Here is a 20,730-nt window from a genome sequence, read left to right on the forward strand (position 1 = left end):
AGTGACTGTGATCACGGTGAATACGACGGCGGGGCGGCTGACTGTAGAGCAGCGCCGGACGCTGGCGCGGACGTTGACGGATGCCGTCTTGGTGCCGGAGATCGGGCAGTTCATGGAGGCCGCGCGGGTCGGTTTCCAGGTGCACTTCGTCGAGCGTGCCGCTGACATGGTCGCCATCGGCGGGGTCCTGGCCGCCGACTCTGGCCAGGACGTCACGCACATCGATGTCGCGGTGATGGATGCCGACTGGAACCCGAACGTCCGTGCCGAGGTGATCGAGCGGATCCTCGCGGCGATGGCCGAGGCTTGTGGAGTGGACGTTCCGGCCCCGACCTGGTGGGTGAACTTCCGGACGATCGACGAGGGCAGCTGGGGTTCCGGAGGCGGGGTGACGTCGATCCTCGACCTACTCGACACGGGCGTGTTCACTCCGGAACGGGCCGCTGCGATCCACGCTGCCTTGTCCTGAAGTCCGCCTCCGGATGTGGAACACCCCCGGAAGGTATTGGCGGCTCAGCCGTTCAGCGCATTTCTGAGCGCGAAGCCGGCGGCCCTCGCCCCCGTGGACGCCGGAGAGCGGGGGCGGTCTTCCTCACCGTGGGCACCGGCCGTATCCACCTCTACGACCAGCCACCCAGGTCCACCGAGCGCTCCACCGTCCACCACCTGGGCATCCAGACGGACGAGCTCGAGACCGTCGTCGAACGCCTGCGTGCCATGTGCGTCTCGGTCACCGACATCCGACACGAGCCCACCGCTCGCTACGCCATGGCCGAAGGCCCCGACCGTCTCCTCCTGGAGATCTTCCAGCCCGACCCCACGGATCTGCCCCCAGAGCTGGCCGCCTACTTCGGCCGCCTCCTGACGGGGCCGAGGAGCGGGCACCGGCCGGGGTGGGTGGCCCTCAGGATGATCGGTAAGAGACGCTGTGGGCTCACGAGCCGCACGCACCTGCATTGCTGGCCCGGTACGAGCCGTCCACCGTCGACGGGCGGGCCTGCAGACTCCCGTAGACCGTGGCTGAGGCCACAGTCCCCCTCCCGGTCACTTCGCGGCTGCCGCGTCCAGGAGGATCTCCAACTGGGCGGCGACGTCGTCCAGGGGCTGGATGTCGCGTTTGGCGCGGCACATCGCGACGGTCCCCTCCACGGCCGCGACGATCAGGATGGCCAGCCGCGCCGCATCCTCGGGGGCAGTGCCGCGCTCTCGCAGCGACGCGGCCAGAAGGCCCTCCCATGCGGTGAAGACCTCGGCGGCGGCAGTGATCGCTTCTGGATCGCCCTCGCGCGGCGGCTCCTCGACCGCGACGGCCAGGACGGGACAGCCCGCCGCGAAGTCGCTGTCGATGACCGTCTGACGCCACAGCGCCAGGAACGCGCGCAGCCCGGCCACCGGACCGGCCTGAAGTTCCCGCTCCAGGACCCGCGTGACCAGGTCACCGGCGAACCGGACGGCCTCGGCGGCCAGTTGCTGCTTGCCGCGCGGGAAGTAGTGGTAGGTGGAGCCGAGCGGCGCGCCGGAGTGCGCGGCCAGGTCCCGTACCGTGCTCCCGGCCAGGCCGCGCCGCCGGATCAGGTCAGCCGCGCCGATGATGATCCGCTCTCGTGACTGCGGCTCCCGCCGTGACATCTGACAACCCCCGATTGAATATGACGCTCGTCATAGCCTACTGTGAGTCGCGGTTATAACGAACGTCATAATTCGGATGCCGCACCCCTCTCGCCAGGAGGCACCTCATGCCGATGATCCAGCTCACCGCCCCCGCCGGGGCCCTGACCGGCCAGGGCCGATCCGACGTCCAGCGGGAGCTCGCGCGGGTGCTGCTGCGCTGGGAGGGCGCAAACGCGCCGCACCCCGCCTGGCCGAACCGGGCGACGCCATCGTCCGCCCGTTCCTCGCCGGCGCCGGTGCCGCCGATACCGCAGTAACCGTTCGGCACTTTAAATAGGTACTGCTGGTGGTAGCGGTTCGCCTCCCGCAATAGTTCCGGAGACTCCCGCTCGACCCTCAAGCAGTCTCAGACAGGGACCACCTGCACTGCTTTCCCGCACAGTTTGCCCATGTCATCCTTGTCAGACGTCAGAACGATGGCAGGGCGCACCGAGCGCAGTGCGGTGGCCGCGACCACAGCGTCTATGGCGTACTTGTGACCGTGCAGGCGGGCATCTCGAAGAAGCTCGATCGCTCGTGACGAGATTTCCTCGGTCACCGGCTCGATCTTCAACCGAGACAGGTACCACCTGAGACGATCGCTCTTGACCCGAACGTCTTGCGCCTCGATCGGTGTCATCGCGCTGACCACAACCCGAAAGTCGTTGTCCTGCGCCTCCCGTACGAACGCTGTCATCCGCTGGTCGGCCTCGCACCACTTCACGAGCCCTTCGCAATCGAGAACGACGGTGCCCGCGCTCAACCTGCTTCGTGCGCGCGCCATTCGTCCTCCCCTTGGAGTTCAGGCGCCGACTTGGCGCGGCGGAACAACTCCGCCGCCTCATCACGCAAAGACTGTGGGATCGGTCCAGCAGCGGCCTCGTTCGCCTGCAGAGCTTCTTCCAAGAGATCCCGCTCGATCTGGCGCTCCACAGCGGCATCGACGTACGCGGAAAACCCGCGAGCCCCGACTCGTTCTCGGACGGCGCGAATGTTGCCCGTTCTCAGGGACACACTGACCTTGGCGGCCGGCCCGTCCCCCGGGGCGAAGTCTCGTTCAGGCATGCTCATAGACTCAGTTTACTACTTGAAGTAGCAAAGCGCCGGTCCCGTTCTGCGCGAGGAGCGACCGCTACATGCCTACGCCTGGCCGGACGTCAACCCGACGGGGGCAGGAGACCCCGGTACCACCGATGCCGCAGTAGCCGTTGGGAACTTTGTAACAGGCATTGCTGGTGCGTGATCGCTTGCCCAGCTCAAGGCCGACATGGCCGTGACGATGGCCCAGACCACCAAGACCCACTACATCAACGGCACTGTCCTCTCCTGCCACCGTTCGGAATCTGCTGGCGCGCGGCCTCAGAGCATGCTGTGCGACCGCATCCGCAGTGGGTTCGTGCGGCGGCCGAAGGCAGGGACGGACGGCCTGGACGAAGGCAGGCCGGAGCGCGTCGGCCGTGCCCAGCGAGGCGCGGCCAACGCTCATCGCTTACGAGTCACGGAGCCGATCGGCGAGCTGCGCCAGGTAGAGGGAGCCAGGTGCCAGCCCCGACCGGTTGGTCCCCTCCACATAGCCGGTCTGGTGGTTGGTGTACCAGTTCTGCCCGGTGACGATGCCGGTAGTGCCGATGGCGAAGTTCTGGGCGGTGGGTGGGGTCTGCACGCACAACTTCTTTCCGTTGTCGACGGTGCAGTTCCACGCCACGCTGTTCACCGAGGACCAGCCATGCCCATTTCCCCTGTCTCCGCGATTGTGCAGGGCCAGGACCCAATCGTTCTCGCTCTGGCTGGACAGTTCCTGGATGTTGTCGTACAGGAGCCCCTGACTCCACCGGTGATGGCCGCCGGTCTCGTTGTAGCCAAACTTGCTGTACCCGTTCAGCCACACATTGCCAGAGCAGGTGCTCATCCCCGTGCCGATGAAGGCGTGCCGCGCGTAGAACGCTATCAGGTCGTTGAAGAGGACCTGCTGGGACATGCCACCGGCGCAGAAGCTGTACCGCCTCCCTCCGATGATCTCGGAACGAGGTTGGACGGCCCGAACCCGCTGCACGGTAACCCGCGTGCTGCGCTGCACCCAGACGCCGGAGACCGAGAAGTGCAGGAGCGCGGCGTTCATGACCCACGCGTCCTCGACCCTGCTGACGAAGATGCAGCTCTGCGGGTGGTCTTCGCTAGTGCTCGACGGATCGTCCATGTCGATGCGGAGGTCCTCCACACCGACATTGCGGACGAGCCCGACCCGGTCCCAGACGTATACGTAGGACTGGGACAGGGACCGTCGCAGATCGTTGAAGACGGGGGCACAGATGATGATGTCGTTGCCGACGATCTCCCGGATGTACCTGTTGTACATGATGGGCAGCTCCGGTGGTTTGCCGGGGGTCCAGGGAGCGTCGTTCACCACCCCCCCGCCGTTGATCGCCTCGATCCACTCCTGGGTGTGCGGGTGGTAGATGATGATGTTGTCGCCGACCTTGAGGTTGGCCGTCGATGCCAGGGTGATCCGGCGCTGTCCGGTCGTGACCAGGCTGGAGGTGATGCCGGTCTTGGTGCCGGGCACCTGCGATTCCCAGTCGCCGGACGTACCACCGACGAAGAGAACCGCGCTCCTGCTTCCGTCGCCCTTACCGGTGATGACCGTGTTGACCGACGTGTCGGCTTCCTTGCCAACCCCGCGCAACACGACACCGTCGTGCTTCATCCGGAGCGTGCCGTCGACGATGTAGTGACCGGCCTTGAGGAGCAGCGCCCCTCTGAACCCGTTGGCGCCGAGCGGCATCCCGCCCACCTCGTCGAGCGCGGCCTGAATGTGCGCGGTGTTGTCACCCGCGACAGGGCCGATCTCCTTGACGACTGGGACGGACGGGATCGGCGTCTGGCCATTGCGGTACCCGGCCCAGCTGAAGTCCGGGATCACCTTCCCCCGTGAATCCGGCTTGTAGACCAGCCGGCCGTCGGCGCCCGGGTAGACGAGCTGGGAATGCCATGTAGCCGCCTGCGCCGCGTCGGGGGCAAGCACGTCACGGGTCAGGGACGCGGCCGCCCCCGCGACCACGGCCCCGCCACCGATCCTGAGCAGGCTGCGGCGCGATAGAGATCCGGGCATCGTATGTTTCTCCTCCGAAGGGGCCCCGGACCCAACTCTCCGACCACCGAGGCAGGGTCTGAGCTTGTCCGTTGAGCCAGGGAAAGACATACGGAGGGTAGAGGAGGCCGGTATGTTTCCCCTATATCGCCGGGGTCATCCCGAAGCTGTGCACCTCGCCGATCGCGAGCCTGGGTCCGGGTCCGGTCGATCACCAACATGATCGACGCCGTCGCAAACTTGCGCCAGCGCCCCTTTCTTGCTCGGTCTGCACGGCATCATTGCGGCCTTCCTACGCAACGGCCGAGTCGCCCTCATCAAACTCTCTCTTATCTCCGCAGGTCTACGCCTCGCCTGAGGTCAGACCGACCGGGCAGGCGACACCCGTCCCGCCGATGCCGCAGTAGCCGTTCGGCACTTTAAAAAGATATTGCTGGTGCTTCCACTGCTCGAACGAGGTGTCCTCGAAATCGGGAACCATGGCGATGGCCGCGTCAACGGGCGCCGTGCTCGCCATCGCGGATGGTGTCGTGCACGACGGCGGAGCGGGCCCGCGTACGGGGACTTCGGCGACGAGGAAGATCGTGTCCTGGTCCTCCTGCGTGGTCACGAGATGCCGTACTGGCGGATCTTCCGGTAGATCGTGGCTCGTGACATGCCGATCGCCTTCGCGGCTTTGGTTGGGTTTTCCTGGTTGTCCCGCAACGCGTTGACGATGGCGTCGCGTTCGAGCGCCTCGATCGGCGTGAGCAGCCGATGGCTCGCGGACCGGCATTCCGGCGGCAGGTCGGCGACGTCGACGACGCCTTTGGGACGATGCTTGATCGTGGTGGCGAGCACCCCGCGCAGTTGGCTCACGTTGCCCGGCCAGTCGAGCCGGGCCAGCTGTGCCAGCGCCTGGGGCGAGCACATCAGCTGGTCGTCCTTGGTCAGCTGCCGGAGCAGGTGCTGCACGAGGTCGGGCAGGTCGTCGATGTGGTGGCGCAACGCGGGGACTTCGACGGTGCGGGGGAAGATGGACCGCAAGGGCGCCACGGCGTCGGGCGTCCGCAGCGCGATGACGACCCGCGCCGCGTCCCACGTGCGGTCGGTGAGCAGGTCTGCCGTCGCCGACGCCTGCTGATCGGACAGCCGCTCGGCGTGCCGGAGCACGACCGTGGCGCCGGGTGTGGTCAGGTCCTCGGTCAGGGTTTCGAGCCAGCTGTCGAACTCGCCCGCGGCGGGCGGCTGGGTGACGCGGAAGTGCCTGCCCGGCTCGCGCTGCTGGTGCACCGCGCGTAGCAGGGCGAGCTTGCCGGCACCCACTTCACCCTCGATCGCGAACCAGTCACCTGTAGCGAAGCACGCGGCGGCCTGCTGGACCGACCGCGTCCACGCCGGGCCGGTGCCCGCCAAACCGGGTGGGTTCATCCGGTGGGTGCGGTGCAGCGAGACGCCGCCCGCCAGTGGTGCCGGAAGTCGTTCGACCCGGATGCGGAACACGCCACCCGCGAGCCCGGAACCCGTCGACGCGGGGGAGTAGCGCAGGTGGGCCGTGCGTCCGCTGGGCAGCTCGACCGTCCGCAACGCGTGCCGATTGTCCGCGCGCATCGTGTCGACCGCGTAGCCGATCAACGTCTGCTGCTCGGCGGGGTCGACCAGGTGCCGGAGTGCGTCGTTCATCATCACCACGTCGTTGTTCAGCGCGAGCACCGGCCCCGGCGACCGTTGGCAGATCTTCATGTATTCGTGCACCAGCGCGAGTTCGCGCATGCCGGTCTGGGCGTGCAGTTCCGCCTCGATCTGCCGGGCGGTGGACGCCGCCAGCGCGATCAGCAGCGGTCCGGGCGTATGCCGCCACGTCGTGATGTCCAGGATGCCGATCACCTTGCCGCGGACCGGGTGCCGGATGGGCATACCCGCGCAGGCGAACTGTCCCAGTTGACCCGCGTAGTGCTCGCTCCCGTCGACGAACGCGGACGATCCGCTGGAGATGGCGGTGCCGATTCCGTTCGTGCCGACGAATTTCTCGGCGTAGCTGAAACCGGGCGCCAACTGGACCGCGTCGAGGGCTTCGCTGATCTGGAAACTGGAAACCCGCCGATCGAGCACCAGCCCGGTTTGATCGGTGAGGATCGTGCTGACCGCTTCACCGCGCAACTGTTCGTGCAGCATGTCGAGGATGGGGGCCGCGCCGCGCGCCAACGGCGTTTCGAGATCGGGATCGCGGATGAACGGGGCGAGGATCCGATCCGCCTCGACGTTGTTGTCCCGCGACCGCTCCCAGGACGCCAGGATCGTCCGCCTGACGTTGGGACCGCGCTCACCCGTGCCGCTGAGGAAGCTGTCGCGGGCGTGGCTGATCTCGGCGTCGATGGTCGCCGCGGGTGCGGGCTCGGCGGATCCGCTGCTCAGCGCCTTCGCCACGGGAGCCTCCCTGGATTGCCGTCTTCCCAAGAGTAGGCGCCGGGCGTGTGACCGGGATCTCAGATTGAGACGGTAACACTCCCGTAGCCGGGGTGTCATGAGTCAGCAACCCCGCGTCAACATCCCCGCTCGTGGATGACGGCGTTTTCGCCACGGTCATCGGCCGGCGGCGCCGAATCCCGTGTCGAGAGAGGACCACGCAGTGAGCAGACAGAGTCTGAGCAAGGCGCACGAGAAGATCACGGAATTGTCGTGGGAACCGACGTTCGCCACCCCGGCGAAGAAGTTCGGCACCGACTACAAGTTCGACAAGTCGCCGAAGAAGGACCCGCTGAAGCAGATCCTGCGCTCCTACTTCCCGATGGAGGAGGAGAAGGACAACCGGGTATTCGGCGCAATGGACGGCGCGATTCGCGGAAACATGTTCCGGCAGGTCCAGGAGCGCTGGATGGAGTGGCAGAAGCTGTTCCTGTCCATCATCCCGTTCCCGGAGATCTCGGCGGCGCGGGCGATGCCGCTGGCGATCGACGCCGTGCCCAACCCGCAGATCCACAACGGCCTCGCGGTGCAGATGATCGACGAGGTCCGGCACTCGACGATCCAGATGAACCTCAAGCGCCTGTACATGAACCACTACATCGACCCGGCCGGGTTCGACATCACCGAGAAGGCGTTCGCCAACAGCTACTGCGGCACCATCGGCCGCCAGTTCGGCGAGGGCTTCATCACCGGCGACGCCATCACCGCGGCGAACGTGTACCTGACGCTGGTCGCGGAGACCGCGTTCACGAACACGCTGTTCGTGGCGATGCCGTCCGAGGCGGCCGCCAACGGCGACTACCTGCTTCCGACGGTGTTCCACTCGGTGCAGTCCGACGAGTCGCGGCACATCAGCAACGGCTACTCGATCCTGCTGATGGCGCTGGCGGACGAGGACAACCGCCAGCTGCTGGAACGGGACCTGCGCTACGCCTGGTGGAACAACCACTGCGTCGTGGACGCGGCGATCGGCACGTTCATCGAGTACGGCACCAAGGACCGCCGCAAGGACCGGGACTCCTACGCCGAGATGTGGCGGCGGTGGATCTACGACGACTACTACCGCAGCTACCTGATCCCGCTGGAGAAGTACGGCCTGGTCATCCCGCACGACCTGGTCGAGAAGGCGTGGGACCGGATCTACAACCAGCACTACGTGCACCGCGTCGCGCAGTTCTTCGCGACCGGCTGGCCGGTCAACTACTGGCGGATCGACGCCATGACCGACGCCGACTTCGAGTGGTTCGAGCACAAGTATCCCGGCTGGTACGACCAGTTCGGCAACTGGTGGGAGGCCTACAACCGGCTCGCCTACCCCGGCAGGAACAAGCCGATCGCCTTCGAGAACGTCGGCTACGAGTACCCGCACCGCTGCTGGGCGTGCATGGTGCCCGCGCTGATCCGCGAGGACCTGGTCGTCGAGAAGGTCGACGGCCAGTGGCGCACCTACTGCTCGGAGACCTGCCACTGGACCGACGCGGTGGCGTTCCGGCCCGAGTACGAGGGCAGGGACACCCCGAACATGGGGCGGCTCACCGGCAAGCGGGAGTGGGAAACGCTGTACCACGGCCAGGACCTCGCCGACATCATCTCCGACCTCGGTTACGTCCGAGACGACGGCAAGACCCTCATCCCGCAACCGCACCTCGACCTCAGCGACCCCAAGAAGCTGTGGACGCTCGACGACGTGCGCGGCATCCCGTTCGGCAGCCCGAATGTGACCCTCAACGAGATGACCGACGCCGAGCGCGAGGCGTGGGCCGCCTCCTACCGGGCCAACCCGAACCGGACGCCGTCGGGCGTGTGACCGACGCCGTGGACCAGGGCGGGGTGGGCAGTGCACACCACCCACCTCGCGCTGCACGGTCCCGAACCCGCGTCGAAAGGGCGGCAAGGCGATGGACGATCAGCACAAGGTGCGTTTCGAGCCCGTGGGCATCGAGATCGAGGTGTCCGAGGACGAGACCGTTCTCGACGCGGCGTTCCGGCAGGGCGTGATGCTCATGCACGGGTGTAAAGAAGGCCAGTGTTCGGCGTGCAAGTCGTTCCTGCTCGACGGCGACGTCCAGATGGACCGCTACTCGACGTTCGCGCTCGCCGACTACGAGAGCGACGAGGGATATGTCCTGCTCTGCCGGTCGCACGCCTACTCCGACCTGCAGGTCGAGCTGATCAACTTCGACGAGGAGATGATCCACTCCGGGCTGCCGGTGGTGACGGTGAGCACCGAGATCGTGTCGATGACCGACCTGAGCCGCGACATCACCCGGCTGGTGCTGCGGATCGTGGAGGGGGAGCTGCGCTTCTACCCCGGCCAGTACGTCGACATCCGGATCCCGGACCACGACGAGCACCGGTCGTTCTCGATGGCGGCGCCGGCGTCCCCGGACGGGACGCTCGAGTTCATCATCAAGCGCTACCCCGGCGGTCACTTCTCCGGCCTCCTGGAAGGGCATCTGGACGTCGGCGACAAGCTCGACGTGACCGGCCCGTACGGGACGTTCACCCTCAAGGCCTCCTCGGAACGCAGGCTCGTGTTCGCGGCCGGTGGCGCCGGGATGGCGCCGATGCTGGCCCTGCTGCGGCAGATGGCCGAGAGCCGAAACGAGCGCGAGGTCGTCTTCTACTACGGGGCGCGCACCGAAGCGGACCTGATCTCGCTCGAGGACATCGCGGAACTGCGGGAACGGTTGCCACAACTGACGTTCGTGCCGTGCCTGTCGGAGTCCTGGCCCGAGGACTGGAACGAGGCCACCACCGGCTTCGTCCACGACGTCGTCGGCCGGCACGAGGATTCGCTGTCGTCGTGCGACGTCTACCTGTGCGGGCCGCCCCCGATGATCGACGCCGCACTGGGACTGCTGAGCGAGGTGGGCGTCCCGCAGGAGCAGATCCACTTCGACAAGTTCACCATCACCGCCCAATCCGGCAACGACTGACCGCCCGCCACACCATCAGGAAAGAAGGCTGTTCATGAGCACGCCAGCCAAGGAGAAGCGGCAGCACCAGGCTCCCGTCAGCTTCCCGAAGCCCGAGTTCACCGGCGCAGAGGCGGGGATGCTGGAATTCCCGAGCTCCAACAGCAGGTCCTACAACTACTTCAAACCGAAGAAGATGCGCGCCACCGTTTACGAGGACGTCACCACCGACGTCCAGCCGGACCCGGAGCGGCACCTCACCCAGGGCTGGATCTACGGGTTCGCGGACGGCGAAGGCGGCTACCCGCTCGACTGGACCGCGCTCAAGAGCGGCAACTGGCACGCCTTCCTCGACCCCAACGAGGAGTGGGAGCAGACGATCTACCGCAACAACGCCAACGTGGTGCGGCAGATCGAACTCAACCTCCAGAACGCCAAGGAGGCCGGCGCCTACGCGCACTGGTCGCCGACCTGGACCCGGTTCGTCGCCGAGAACGTCGGCGCCTGGATGCACGCCGAGCAGGGCCTGGGCATGCACGTCTTCGTGTCCGCTCAGCGGTCCGCGCCGACCAACATGATCAACAATGCGATCGCCGTGAACAGCGTCCACCGGCTGCGCTTCGCGCAGGACATCGCGCTGTACAACCTGGATCTGAGCCAGTCCCTCGAGGCCTTCGACGGCGGCGCGCACCGCGCCACATGGAAGGACAACCCGTCGTGGCAAGGGGTTCGGGAGAACGTGGAACTGCTGACCGCGGTCGAGGACTGGGCCGAGGCGGTGTTCGCGACCAACGTCGTGTTCGAGCCGCTCGTGGGTGTGCTGTTCCGCAGCGACCTCGTCATGCAGATCGCGGCGCGCAACGGCGACTACATCACCCCGACGCTGATCGGCGCGGGCGAGAACGACTACACCCGCGACCTGCGCTACACCCGCGCGCTGTTCTCGTTGCTGGCCGGCGACGCCGAGCACGGCGAGCAGAACAGGTCCGTCATGCAGGGCTGGCTCGACAAGTGGGTGCCGGTCAGCCGGCGCGCCGCGTACGAGCTGCAGCCCATCTGGTCGCAGCCGGCGGACCGGGTGGTCACCTTCGCGGACTCGTACTCCGCCGCGACCGCCGATTTCCAGACCCTGATCACCGACCTCGGCCTCGTCGCGGCGAAGGAGCAGTGAAGTGACCTCTTCTGCGAGTTTCGACGTCAACCGGACGTCGTCCAACATGTGCGGCGTCACGCTCATGAACAACCAGAACGGCTACGTCGTCGCGGAGGTCATGGGCGCCAAGGACGGCATCGTGATCTCCGAGTACCCGTCGATGATCCGCGTGGACGGTCAGAACAAGATCGTCTTCGACTACCAGGAGATCTCCGAGGCCCTGGGCACGGAGTTCGACGGGTCGGACTTCGAGGAGATCATGTCGACCCACTACGGCCGCATGGTCCACCTCGACGACAAGACGATCATGTTCGCCAATCCCGAGGACGCCGCCGAGTACATCGGCTTCGATCTCACGCCCGTGGAGTAGAGGAGATCCGAACAGATGTACACCAAGGACGGCGAGGACTACTTCATCGTCGATTCGCACATCGCCCTGTGGGACGGCCGCGAGCAGAACTGCCGCAACATCCACGGCAAGCAGTTCATCGACTGCTTCTACGACTACCACAAGAACCTGAGCCCCGAAGACGCCGTGTGGCCGTACGACGAGTACACCTACTACGGCGGTGAACGCCTGATGAAGGACCTCTTCACCGACGGCTACGTCGACCACGCGATCTTCCAGCCGGCCTACCTCGGCGACTTCTACCGCAACGGGTTCGGGCAGACCGAAGAGGCGTGGGCGCTGACCCAGCAGCATCCCGGCAAGCTCACGTACAACCACAACTTCGACCCGCGCAACGAGCAGGCCGGGCTCGACCGGCTGCGCTCGGACGCCGAACGGTTCGGGCTCAAGGGAGTCAAGCTCTACACCGCCGAGTGGCACGGCGACTCCCGCGGCTACAAGCTCACCGACCCGTGGTCGTACCGGTACCTGGAAGCCTGCCAGGAGCTGGGCATCACCAACATCCACGTGCACAAGGGACCGACGATCCGCCCGCTCGACCGGGACTCCTTCGACGTCGCCGACATCGACGCCGTGGCGACGGACTTCACCGGCCTCAACTTCATCGTGGAGCACGTCGGACTGCCGCGCCTGGAGGACTTCTGCTGGATCGCCACTCAGGAGCCCAACGTCTACGGCGGACTGGCCGTCGCGATGCCGTTCATCCACACCAGACCGCGGTACTTCGCCCAGATCATCGGCGAGCTCCTCTACTGGATCGGGGAGGACCGGATCATGTTCTCCAGCGACTACGCGCTCTGGACGCCGAAGTGGCTGATCGAGAAGTTCGTGGACTTCCAGATCCCGGCGGACCTGGACGAATACTCGCCGCTCACGACCGATGTGAAGCGGAAGATCCTCGGCCTCACCGCCGCCCGGCTCTACGATCTGGCTGTACCGGAAGGGCTCGCGTCGAAGATCCCGGTGGAGCCCGCGGCCGAGGTCGCGGTGGGTGCGTCGGCATGATCGCCCAGGACCCGCGCGGTGCGGTGGTCACCGCGTTGAGCACCGTTCGGGATCCGGAGCTGGACGAGTCGATCGTCGACCTCGGATTCGTCACGGAGACCACCGTCGTGGGCGGCCGCGCGGAAGTGCGGCTCCGGCTGCCGACGTACTTCTGCGCGCCGAACTTCGCCTACCTCATGGTGGCCGACGCATACGACGCCGCGATGGCCGTCGAGGGCGTCGATCACGTGTCCGTCGTGCTGGAGGAGCACTTCGCCGCCGCCGAGATCAACGCAGGCGTCGCTGCCGGGTCGGGCTTCGTCGGGTCGTTCCCCGGGGAGGCCGTGGCCGAACTGCACGACCTGCGGCGCAACTTCCAGCGCAAGGCGCACACCGCGTGCCTGGAACGCGCCTGCCGGCGGCTCATCAAGGACGGCTGGACGGTCGAGGGGTTGTCCCAGGCGCACCTGGGAGATCTGCCGGACAGCCCCGAACGCGCCAGCCTGCTGCGTCGACGCGCCGACATCGGCCTGCCGGTGGCAGCCGACTCGCCGGTGTTCGTCGACGAAGGCGGCGAACCGGTGCCGGCGGAGCAGATCCCGCTCCGGCTCCGGTTCGCCCGCACCGTCCGCGTGAGCATCGAAGGCAACGCGCACTTCTGCCGCGGCCTGCTCACCACCCGCTACCCGCACGCGGCCGCCGACCAGCGACCCCGTCACCCGGAACAGGAGGCGTCGGCATGAAGGCCGTCCAGCTCGGGAAGTACCACGCGGCGCCGGAGTTGGTCCACGTCGCCGATCCGGAGATCAACTCGCCGCTGGACGTGATCGTCCGGATCGGCGGGGCCGGTGTCTGCAGAACCGACCTGCACATCATCGAAGGCCAGTGGGCGAAGAAGTCCAATGTGGATCTGCCGTACACGATCGGCCACGAGAACGCCGGCTGGGTGCAGGCGGTCGGCAGCGCCGTGACCAACGTGGCCGTCGGCGACGCGGTGATCCTGCACCCGCTGGTGACCTGCGGGCTGTGCCGGGCCTGCCGCTTCGGCGACGACGTGCACTGCGTCAACTCCTCGTTCCCCGGCATCGACACGGACGGCGGGTACGCGGAGTACCTGAAGACGACGGCACGGTCGGCGATCCGGCTCGACGACTCGCTCCAGCCGGCCGACGTGGCAGCGCTCGCCGACGCCGGGCTTACCGCCTACCACGCGGTGGCCAAGGCGGCCCGCGTCCTGCGCCCCGGCGACAAGGCGTTGGTCATCGGCGCGGGCGGGCTCGGCCACATCGGCGTCCAGGTGCTGCGCGCGTTGTCCTCGGCGGAGATGATCGTGGTCGACCGCAACGCCGACGCCTTGGCACTGGCCAAGCAGCTCGGCGCCGACCACACCGTGCTCGCCGACGGCAACCAGGTCGAAGCCGTCCGGGAGTTGACCGGTGGAAACGGCGCCGAGGCGGTCATCGACTTCGTCGGCGAGGGCGGCGCGATCGAGGACGGCGTCGCGAGCCTGCGCCGCAACGGCAGCTACTACGTCATCGGCTACGGCGGCGCCCTCAATGTGCCGACAATCGACATCATCTCCACCGAGATCAACTTCATCGGCAACCTGGTCGGCTCCTACAACGACCTTGCCGAGCTGATGGTCCTGGCCGCCCAAGGCAAAGTCACCCTGCACACCTCCACGTACGCCCTGTCCGACTTCGCCAAGGCCCTGGACGACCTCGACCGCGGCGAGGTCCGCGGCCGGGCGATCCTCGTGCCCTAGATCCCCGCAGCCACCACCACACACCCCGGAAGAAGGACGTCATGGCCAAGGATCTGCGGTTCAACGTCGAGGCGCGGCAACTGCTGGAGACCGGCGTGAACGCGCTCGCCGACGCGGTCAAGGTCACCCTCGGTCCCAAGGGGCGCAACGCCGTCATCGAGAAGCTGGTCGGCGCGCCCACGATCACCAACGACGGCGTCACCATCGCGCGGGAGATCCAGCTACGCAACCCGTTCGCCAACATGGGTGCACAGCTCGTCAAGGAGGTGGCCACCAAGACCAATGGCGTGGCGGGCGACGGCACCACCACCGCGACCGTGCTGGCGCAGGCCATGGTCCGCGAGGGCCTGCGGGCGGTGGGCGAGGGCGCCAACCCGATGCAGCTCAAGGTCGGCGTCGAGGCCGCCGTCGAAGCCGTGCTCGACCGGTTGTCCAGCGAGGCCAGTGAAGTAAGCGGCCCGTCCGACCTGGCGAGCGTGGCGATGTTGTCGGCCAACAACGACCGCGAGATCGGCGAGGCGATCGCGTCGGCGATCAGCCGGGTCGGCCGCCGCGGCGTCGTCACCGTCGAGGAGTCGCCGACGTTCGGGCTCGACGTCACCTACGTCGACGGCGTCGAGATCGACAACGGCTACATCTCGCCCTACATGGTGACCGACCGCGAACGTATGGAAGCGGTCTTCGACAACCCCTACGTGCTGCTCACGTCGGAGAAGATCACCAAGGTCCAGGAGCTGATGCCGGTCCTGGAGCAGGTCACCAGGTCCGGTCGCCAGCTGCTGATCTTCGCCCAGAACGTCGAAGGCCCGGCGCTGGGCATGCTGGTGGCCAACAACGTTCACAACACGTTCCGCTCGGTCGTCGTGCGCGCGCCCGGGTTCGGCCATCGGCGCGTCGCCGAGCTGAGCGACCTGGCGATCTGGATGGGCGGCCAGGTGATCACCTCCGACGCCGGCCTCGCCCTGGACACCGTGCGACTCGACCAGTTGGGCCAGGTCCGCAGGGTGACCGTCACCGACAACACGACCACGCTCGTCGGCGGCGCCGGCCCGGACCGCGAGGTCTCCGCGCGCATCGAGCAGCTCAAGACGGAGTTCGAGCGGGCCGCCAACGACCACGACAGGGATGCTCTGCAGGCCCGGATCGCCCGGCTGTCCGGCAGCGTCGCGGTCATCCACGTCGGCGCGGCCACCGGCGTCGAGCTCACCGAGAAACAGCACCGGGTCGAGGACTCGCTGTCGGCGACCAGGGCGGCGCTCGAAGAGGGCGTCGTGGCGGGCGGCGGCGCCGCGCTGGTGCAGGCGGGCGGCGCGATCGACGCGCTGGAACTGCCGGGCGAGAAGGGGTTGGGCGCCCGGATCGTGCGCGACGCCCTCGCGGAACCGCTGCGCTGGATCGCCATCAACGCGGGCTACCACGGGGACGAGATCGTCGACGCCGTCAAGAACCTGCCGACGGGGCACGGGTTCAACGCCGTCACCGGCGAGTTCGGGGACATGTTCGACTTCGGCATCATCGACCCGTTGAAGGTGACCCGCTCCGCCCTGCAGAGCGCCGCCTCCATCGCCGCGCTGCTGCTGACCACCGAGACGCTGATCGTCGAGGAGGTCGTGGGCAATCCGGGCGCGATTTACGCACCCGGATTCGGTGACCTCGCAGAAGGTCTCGTGCGGCCGTCGAACATCCCGTGATGCTCGGCCGGACCCGTCAGGAGTCGACATGAACCCGCAACTGCCCCCCGCCGACGCGCACGTCGCTTACGCGCCGCCCGCTCCTGAGCAGCCCGGTGTCGACCCGAAGACCGGCCGCGGGTTCCTCGCCCGCGGCCGGTTCCTGGGGCTCATCGGCCCGGCCTTCGTCGCCGCGGTCGCGTTCGTGGATCCCGGCAATGTCGCCACCAACGTCAGCGCCGGCATCGACTACCGCTACATGCTGATCTGGGCGGTGGTCTCCGCGTGCCTGATGGCCATGTTCGTCCAGTACCTGGCGGCCAAGCTCGGGCTGGCGACCGGACGCAGCCTCGCCGAGGTCTGCCGTGACCAAACCTCGACGCCGGTGCGGTTGGGGCTGTGGCTGGTCGCCGAGGCTGTGGTGATCATGACCGACCTCGCCGAGTTCGTCGGTGGCGCGGTCGCGTTGAACCTGCTGTTCGACATCTCGCTGTTCAACGGGGGGCTCATCGTGGCCGCGGCCACCATGGTCATCCTGCGGGTGCGCCTGCGCGGCCGGGAGGGCTTCTCCGCCGTCGTCGTCGGGCTGCTGTTCGTGCTGGCGCTCGCGTTCCTCTACCTGGTGGTGAACTCACCGCTGGATCCGGTCGCCGCTGTGTCGGGTCTGGTGCCGAGCCTGCCGGACTCCCGCAGCGCGCTGCTCGCGTGCGGCATCATCGGTGCCACCGTGATGCCGCACGCGGTGTTCCTGCACTCCTCGCTGATCGGCGGCCTCTCCCCGAACCGGCAGGGCACGCTGCGCACACAGGCCGTCCTGCGGTTCCTGCGCCGTGACGTGGTCATCGCGTTGGGCGTGGCCGGCGTGGTGAACCTCCTGATGCTCCTGGTGGCGACCTCGTTGCCCGCGGGCACCGGCGACTCGCTCGTCTCGGTGCACGCGGCGTTCCTCGACCGCTCGGGGGCGCTGTTCGCGGCGGTCTTCGCGGTGGCGCTGCTCGCTTCCGGGCTCGCCTCGGCGTGCGCGGGTGTCTACAGCGGGCAGGCGGTCATGCAGGGATTCCTGCGGCGCAACAGCAGCGTGTGGCTGCGCCGGGCCGTGTCCTCGGTTCCCGCACTGGTCGTCCTGGCGCTGGTGACCGACCCCACCGAGGCGCTCGTGTTCAGCCAGGTCGCACTCGCGTTCGGCCTGCCGTTCGCGCTCGTTCCCCTGATGATTTTCACGGCTCGCCGTGACCTCATGGGTGCGTTCACCAACCGCGTGCGGACCACCTTCTTCGGCGTGGTCGTCACGACGGTCGTGTTGGCGCTCAACACATTCGTGATCATCGACCTCGTACTGACCGGCTAGTGCTGGTTGATGACAGGAATGCGTGTCCGGTGACCGAATCGGCCGAGTCGCGGCGGGCGGCCCCGCACAGCCCAGATTGGAGCACCATGACCGGCAAGTCTTGGCAGCAAGCGAGTCTCGACGGACTCGCGGCGCTCACCGTCGATGCCATGCCCGCAGTCGAGGCGCTCCTCCTCGACGACATCGCTGAGTACCTGATGGGAGCCGGACCCCGGCAACCCCCGTACACCGTCGAGCACGGCAGCCGCGTCGTGAGCGCCCTGTTCGGCGCGATCGTCAACTCGGCGCGGTTTACCCCGTCGGAAGTGCCTGCGACGCCGGAGATCATCGCCGCCCGAGCGCAGATTGTGCGCGGAGCCCACGACTTCGCCACTCGTGGCATCGGCGGGATCAGCCGGCTCGCCAAACGCGTGATCCCGGCCGCATTGGGGGAGCTGGAGACTCACCAGAACTCGCCAGAGAAGCAGACCTGCCTGGTTTTCTCCTATGCGCTCCTCGCCGTCGCGTCGGGGCCGCGCAACCTGCTCGACGACGAGTCCGCAATCGGAGTCATGCAGATCTTCCAGGCGTGGGACGCGGTTCTCGGGCAGGGCGTAGTGCTGCCGTGGCGCCGCGAGGCCGCATCCGGTTGAGCCGACCACTCGGCATTGTCCAGGAACGTGAGAACGCGTTCCATGTCCCGAAGCCGGCCGGCGGTGACAGTGCGCTGCTGGTATGCGGCATCCGCGGCGCCGCGTCACGCCGCACGAGGTCTTGTCGGCCAGTCGATGCCGATGATCGCGGCCTCGCTGGTCGACGGCGGCGGGCGCGCCGCCGTCGCTCGCTCGAGGGTCGCACACGCAGGATTGGGGCAAATAGTCGGCGGCGGGACGGCACCAGCGTCGCGGTCGCGTTGCTCACCTCCGGCTTGCCCTCGTCGGGGGTCGGCACCTGCGCCGGGCGGATCGTGATGTACGGCCTCCATACTTCGGCTGACACTGACGCCGCCGGGGTCGCGGCCACGACCGCCGCAATCAGCGCGCGGTCGCCGCGAGGGTCACCAGGCCGACGACCATGACCGCCGCGCTGGCCATCAGGAACGCCGGGTTGTGGGCGCTCCACCAGCGGATCCGGACCTGAACCCAGCCGGGAACCTCGTCAACCCGGACCAGTCGCAGGGCGATGACGTTCAGGATCGCAGTGCCGAGGCCGAGCGCGCCGAGCCGTGCCATGGCTTCCGCGAGCGTGACCAACTCCATACAGACATCCAACCCCGTCACGTCGACGGCGCGCGTCTCATCGTGAGACAACCCAGCCTCAACCGAGGACCCGGCGGCCGTGGTCGCATGCCCGCATCTTGGCGAGAGGCCGGTGGCTGCGTCATTGGCGGCCAGAGCACGCCCCTTGACTACCCGTGCACGAGGGGATCCATCGCCGGGGCTGCTTTTAGGATCGAGGTATGAAGCGAGTGCTGATGCTGGGCGGCACGTGGTTTCTGGGTCGCCGGGTGGCCGAACGGCTTGCCGAGCGCGGCGATGAGGTCCTGCTGGTGCACCGCGGTTCGGACCGGTCATCGCCTGAGGTGCCGGGCCTGCACCTGCATGCCGATCGCCATGACCTCGCCCGTCACGCCGCACGTATCAAGGAGTTCGGCCCCGACGCTGTGATCGACACCCATGCGTTGACCGGCGCCGACGTCGATGTGGTGCTGCCCGTCCTGCCGGAAGTACCGACCGTGTTGCTATCCAGCCAGGACGTGTACGAAGCCTACACCGGTCTACGCACAGGACACTGCCTGGCGGCGCTGCCGCTGACCGAAGAGTCCGAACTGCGCCGCGACCGCTATCCCTACCGGGGCGCCGCCTATACCGAGGTGCCCGACGACTACGACAAACTCGACGTGGAGGAGCGGTGGCTGCCCCGCAGCGCCGTGGTGCTGAGACTGCCGCTCATCTACGGGCCGCGCGACTGGCAGCACCGGGAAGATCCGATCCTGCGCCGCGTGCGCGCGGGGCGGCGACGCATCCCCGTGGGCGCAGCCAACCTGCTGTGGACCCGGGGATACGTCGACGATCTGGCCGAGGGCGTGCTCGCCGCGCTGGACACGCGCACCGCCGACGGCCAGGCCGTCAACCTGGGCGAGACCAGCACGGTCACCATCGGCGCGTGGTTCCAGCAGATCCTCGACGCCGCCGGGTCGGATGCGGAGCTGGTGCGGGTCCCGGACGACGCGCTGCCCGCCGATCTGGCCCTGGCCGGGGCACCGGCCCAGCATCTGCTGGTATCGGTGGCCCGCGCCCAGTCCCTGCTCGGCTGGGCGCCGGCCGACCCGGCCGGGCGCGTGGCGGAGTCGGTGCGCTGGCATCTGGACCACCCGTCGCCGAAGGGGTGGACGGCACAGGAACAGGCCGCCGATGAGGCAGCGCTCCACAGCGTCAGCTGATGCCGGTCGATCGCCCCGTACGCAGGTTCGTGGCTTGGAACAGGACGCTGTAGGCGTCGTTCACGGTGAAGGTGCTGGTCGTGTAGTCGCGGGTTGCGTTGAACGACCGCCTGCCCTTGCCGGGAGTGTTCAGGTGCAGATGCTGACGGACGATCCCACCCCGGGAACGCTCCCGGCACCCGGGAGCCGAGTCAGCGGGAGCACTGAACTCCGGCTTGTCGTCGCTCACGGAAACACCGTGAGCGAATCGACACCGCAGCCACAGAGCGATGCATCGTCGTCTCCGCTGATCGTGCCGTCGATGAGTCCACGGAACCGGGCCACGATCTCAGCTTGTGTGGGCGCTGGCGGTGAGCACCGCACAGGCGGATGACGCTACTGCGTCCATCAGCGGGACGAACCTCGGCGATCAAGGTCCACCTCCGCCAGGTAAACCCCCAGATTGTTGTCCGGCGAGGTCGAGCAGGCATTCGTCGAGTCCTGGCGAGGCGGTGAGCGACAGCCCCAGCGGAAGCCCTCCGGCCGTCAGGGCCGGCAGACTCAGCGCGGGCGCCCCCGCGATCGGAGCCAGGCACGTCAGCCGGACGACCGCGAGCCGATCGGCCGGCGCCGCACCCAGCCGGGGCGCCGGCATCGGCGTCGTCGGCAGGGCGATTATGGTCGCCCGCAGCACTCGGTGCAGGAGATCGGCCACCTCCTTGAGGGCCTCCCCGGCCTCGGCGTGCTCATCGGCGCTGATCGCCTCCGCCGCGGCGAAGCGCGCGGCGACGCCGGGCCCGAAGCGAGGCCGCCCCCTCCGGATCCATTCACCATGGCAGGCCCACGCCTCGGCCCCCTGGACGACCGCGAACGCCGCCCGCGCCCGCTCCCCTCCCTGC

The 20,730-nt window shown here is 67.8% G+C and carries 22 protein-coding genes and 1 pseudogene; 14 read left to right on the forward strand and 9 right to left on the reverse strand.

Going from position 1 to position 20,730, the window contains the following annotated elements; genetic code table 11:
- Nucleotide 1 precedes the first annotated feature (1 nt).
- Both EJK15_RS74845 and EJK15_RS77705 read left to right on the forward strand, forming a co-directional pair.
- Nucleotides 2-469 carry a tautomerase family protein gene (locus EJK15_RS74845; protein ID WP_138713327.1) on the forward strand — a complete coding sequence of 156 codons (468 nt, stop codon included), beginning with the start codon at nt 2-4 and terminating at the stop codon, nt 467-469.
- Between the two features lie 59 nt (nt 470-528).
- Nucleotides 529-792, forward strand: a pseudogene (locus EJK15_RS77705) (VOC family protein); the annotation flags it as partial.
- Between the two features lie 252 nt (nt 793-1,044).
- Here EJK15_RS77705 and EJK15_RS27300 read toward each other — a convergent pair.
- On the reverse strand, nt 1,045-1,629 hold the full coding sequence (locus EJK15_RS27300) for a TetR/AcrR family transcriptional regulator (RefSeq protein WP_138713328.1): 585 nt from the start codon (nt 1,627-1,629) through the stop codon (nt 1,045-1,047).
- 107 nt (nt 1,630-1,736) lie between these two features.
- Here EJK15_RS27300 and EJK15_RS72980 point away from each other — a divergent pair, with 107 nt between their 5' ends.
- The gene (locus EJK15_RS72980; protein WP_206061127.1) at nt 1,737-1,928 is read left to right on the forward strand and encodes a hypothetical protein; all 192 of its coding nucleotides are present in this window, start codon (nt 1,737-1,739) and stop codon (nt 1,926-1,928) included.
- Between the two features lie 89 nt (nt 1,929-2,017).
- On the opposite strand, the gene EJK15_RS27310 is transcribed toward EJK15_RS72980, so the two are convergent.
- The 5 genes from EJK15_RS27310 to EJK15_RS27335 all read right to left on the reverse strand — a co-directional run bounded on the left by EJK15_RS27310 (nt 2,018) and on the right by EJK15_RS27335 (nt 7,144).
- Nucleotides 2,018-2,434, reverse strand: a complete 417-nt coding sequence (locus EJK15_RS27310) for a type II toxin-antitoxin system VapC family toxin (RefSeq protein WP_138713329.1) — start codon at nt 2,432-2,434, stop codon at nt 2,018-2,020.
- Nucleotides 2,410-2,721 carry a hypothetical protein gene (locus EJK15_RS27315; protein WP_206061128.1) on the reverse strand — a complete coding sequence of 104 codons (312 nt, stop codon included), beginning with the start codon at nt 2,719-2,721 and terminating at the stop codon, nt 2,410-2,412. Before EJK15_RS27315 ends, EJK15_RS27310 begins: the two co-directional genes overlap by 25 nt.
- A 418-nt stretch (nt 2,722-3,139) precedes the next feature.
- Nucleotides 3,140-4,759, reverse strand: coding sequence for a peptidoglycan-binding protein (locus tag EJK15_RS27325; protein ID WP_138713330.1), 1,620 nt, complete (start codon nt 4,757-4,759; stop codon nt 3,140-3,142).
- A 322-nt stretch (nt 4,760-5,081) separates the two neighbouring features.
- Nucleotides 5,082-5,348 (reverse strand): hypothetical protein, encoded by a 267-nt coding sequence (locus EJK15_RS78455; RefSeq protein ID WP_476739197.1) that lies wholly within the window; start codon nt 5,346-5,348, stop codon nt 5,082-5,084.
- The gene (locus tag EJK15_RS27335) at nt 5,345-7,144 is read right to left on the reverse strand and encodes a sigma-54-dependent Fis family transcriptional regulator (RefSeq protein WP_171074561.1); all 1,800 of its coding nucleotides are present in this window, start codon (nt 7,142-7,144) and stop codon (nt 5,345-5,347) included. Before EJK15_RS27335 ends, EJK15_RS78455 begins: the two co-directional genes overlap by 4 nt.
- A gap of 202 nt (nt 7,145-7,346) precedes the next feature.
- Here EJK15_RS27335 and EJK15_RS27340 point away from each other — a divergent pair, with 202 nt between their 5' ends.
- The 10 genes from EJK15_RS27340 to EJK15_RS27385 all read left to right on the forward strand — a co-directional run bounded on the left by EJK15_RS27340 (nt 7,347) and on the right by EJK15_RS27385 (nt 18,062).
- The gene (locus EJK15_RS27340) at nt 7,347-8,990 is read left to right on the forward strand and encodes a ferritin family protein (RefSeq protein ID WP_138713332.1); all 1,644 of its coding nucleotides are present in this window, start codon (nt 7,347-7,349) and stop codon (nt 8,988-8,990) included.
- A gap of 91 nt (nt 8,991-9,081) precedes the next feature.
- Complete coding sequence (locus EJK15_RS27345; RefSeq protein ID WP_138713333.1) at nt 9,082-10,122, forward strand: FAD-binding oxidoreductase; 1,041 nt, start codon at nt 9,082-9,084, stop codon at nt 10,120-10,122.
- Nucleotides 10,123-10,156: 34 nt separating this feature from the next.
- Nucleotides 10,157-11,272, forward strand: a complete 1,116-nt coding sequence (locus EJK15_RS27350) for an aromatic/alkene monooxygenase hydroxylase subunit beta (protein ID WP_138713334.1) — start codon at nt 10,157-10,159, stop codon at nt 11,270-11,272.
- 1 nt (nt 11,273) lies between these two features.
- Nucleotides 11,274-11,624 (forward strand): propane 2-monooxygenase effector subunit MimD, encoded by a 351-nt coding sequence (gene mimD / locus EJK15_RS27355; protein WP_206061129.1) that lies wholly within the window; start codon nt 11,274-11,276, stop codon nt 11,622-11,624.
- Between the two features lie 15 nt (nt 11,625-11,639).
- Nucleotides 11,640-12,668: an amidohydrolase family protein gene (locus EJK15_RS27360; protein ID WP_138713335.1), complete on the forward strand. Its 1,029-nt coding sequence runs from the start codon at nt 11,640-11,642 to the stop codon at nt 12,666-12,668.
- On the forward strand, nt 12,665-13,390 hold the full coding sequence (locus EJK15_RS27365) for an iron-sulfur cluster assembly protein (RefSeq protein ID WP_138713336.1): 726 nt from the start codon (nt 12,665-12,667) through the stop codon (nt 13,388-13,390). The genes EJK15_RS27360 and EJK15_RS27365 overlap by 4 nt, the downstream gene beginning before the upstream one ends.
- Nucleotides 13,387-14,412: an NAD(P)-dependent alcohol dehydrogenase gene (locus EJK15_RS27370; RefSeq protein ID WP_138713337.1), complete on the forward strand. Its 1,026-nt coding sequence runs from the start codon at nt 13,387-13,389 to the stop codon at nt 14,410-14,412. Before EJK15_RS27365 ends, EJK15_RS27370 begins: the two co-directional genes overlap by 4 nt.
- 41 nt (nt 14,413-14,453) lie before the next feature.
- Nucleotides 14,454-16,103: a chaperonin GroEL gene (gene groL, locus EJK15_RS27375; RefSeq protein WP_138713338.1), complete on the forward strand. Its 1,650-nt coding sequence runs from the start codon at nt 14,454-14,456 to the stop codon at nt 16,101-16,103.
- Nucleotides 16,104-16,131: 28 nt separating this feature from the next.
- Nucleotides 16,132-17,430, forward strand: coding sequence for an Nramp family divalent metal transporter (locus EJK15_RS27380; protein WP_138713339.1), 1,299 nt, complete (start codon nt 16,132-16,134; stop codon nt 17,428-17,430).
- Between the two features lie 86 nt (nt 17,431-17,516).
- Complete coding sequence (locus EJK15_RS27385; RefSeq protein ID WP_138713340.1) at nt 17,517-18,062, forward strand: hypothetical protein; 546 nt, start codon at nt 17,517-17,519, stop codon at nt 18,060-18,062.
- A 381-nt stretch (nt 18,063-18,443) separates the two neighbouring features.
- Here the strand turns inward: EJK15_RS27385 and EJK15_RS27390 are convergent, their stop codons facing one another.
- On the reverse strand, nt 18,444-18,668 hold the full coding sequence (locus tag EJK15_RS27390; RefSeq protein WP_138713341.1) for a hypothetical protein: 225 nt from the start codon (nt 18,666-18,668) through the stop codon (nt 18,444-18,446).
- Nucleotides 18,669-18,868: 200 nt separating this feature from the next.
- Between EJK15_RS27390 and EJK15_RS27395 the strand changes: the two genes are divergently transcribed.
- The gene (locus EJK15_RS27395; RefSeq protein WP_138713342.1) at nt 18,869-19,852 is read left to right on the forward strand and encodes an NAD-dependent epimerase/dehydratase family protein; all 984 of its coding nucleotides are present in this window, start codon (nt 18,869-18,871) and stop codon (nt 19,850-19,852) included.
- Here the strand turns inward: EJK15_RS27395 and EJK15_RS27400 are convergent.
- The gene (locus EJK15_RS27400) at nt 19,845-20,081 is read right to left on the reverse strand and encodes a hypothetical protein (protein WP_138713343.1); all 237 of its coding nucleotides are present in this window, start codon (nt 20,079-20,081) and stop codon (nt 19,845-19,847) included. The genes EJK15_RS27395 and EJK15_RS27400 overlap by 8 nt on opposite strands.
- 180 nt (nt 20,082-20,261) lie before the next feature.
- On the reverse strand, nt 20,262-20,730 hold a 469-nt coding region (locus EJK15_RS27405), incomplete at its 5' end, for an amidase family protein (RefSeq protein WP_240777248.1).

The organism is Nonomuraea basaltis (assembly GCF_005893125.1).
Taxonomy (GTDB): domain Bacteria; phylum Actinomycetota; class Actinomycetes; order Streptosporangiales; family Streptosporangiaceae; genus Nonomuraea; species Nonomuraea basaltis.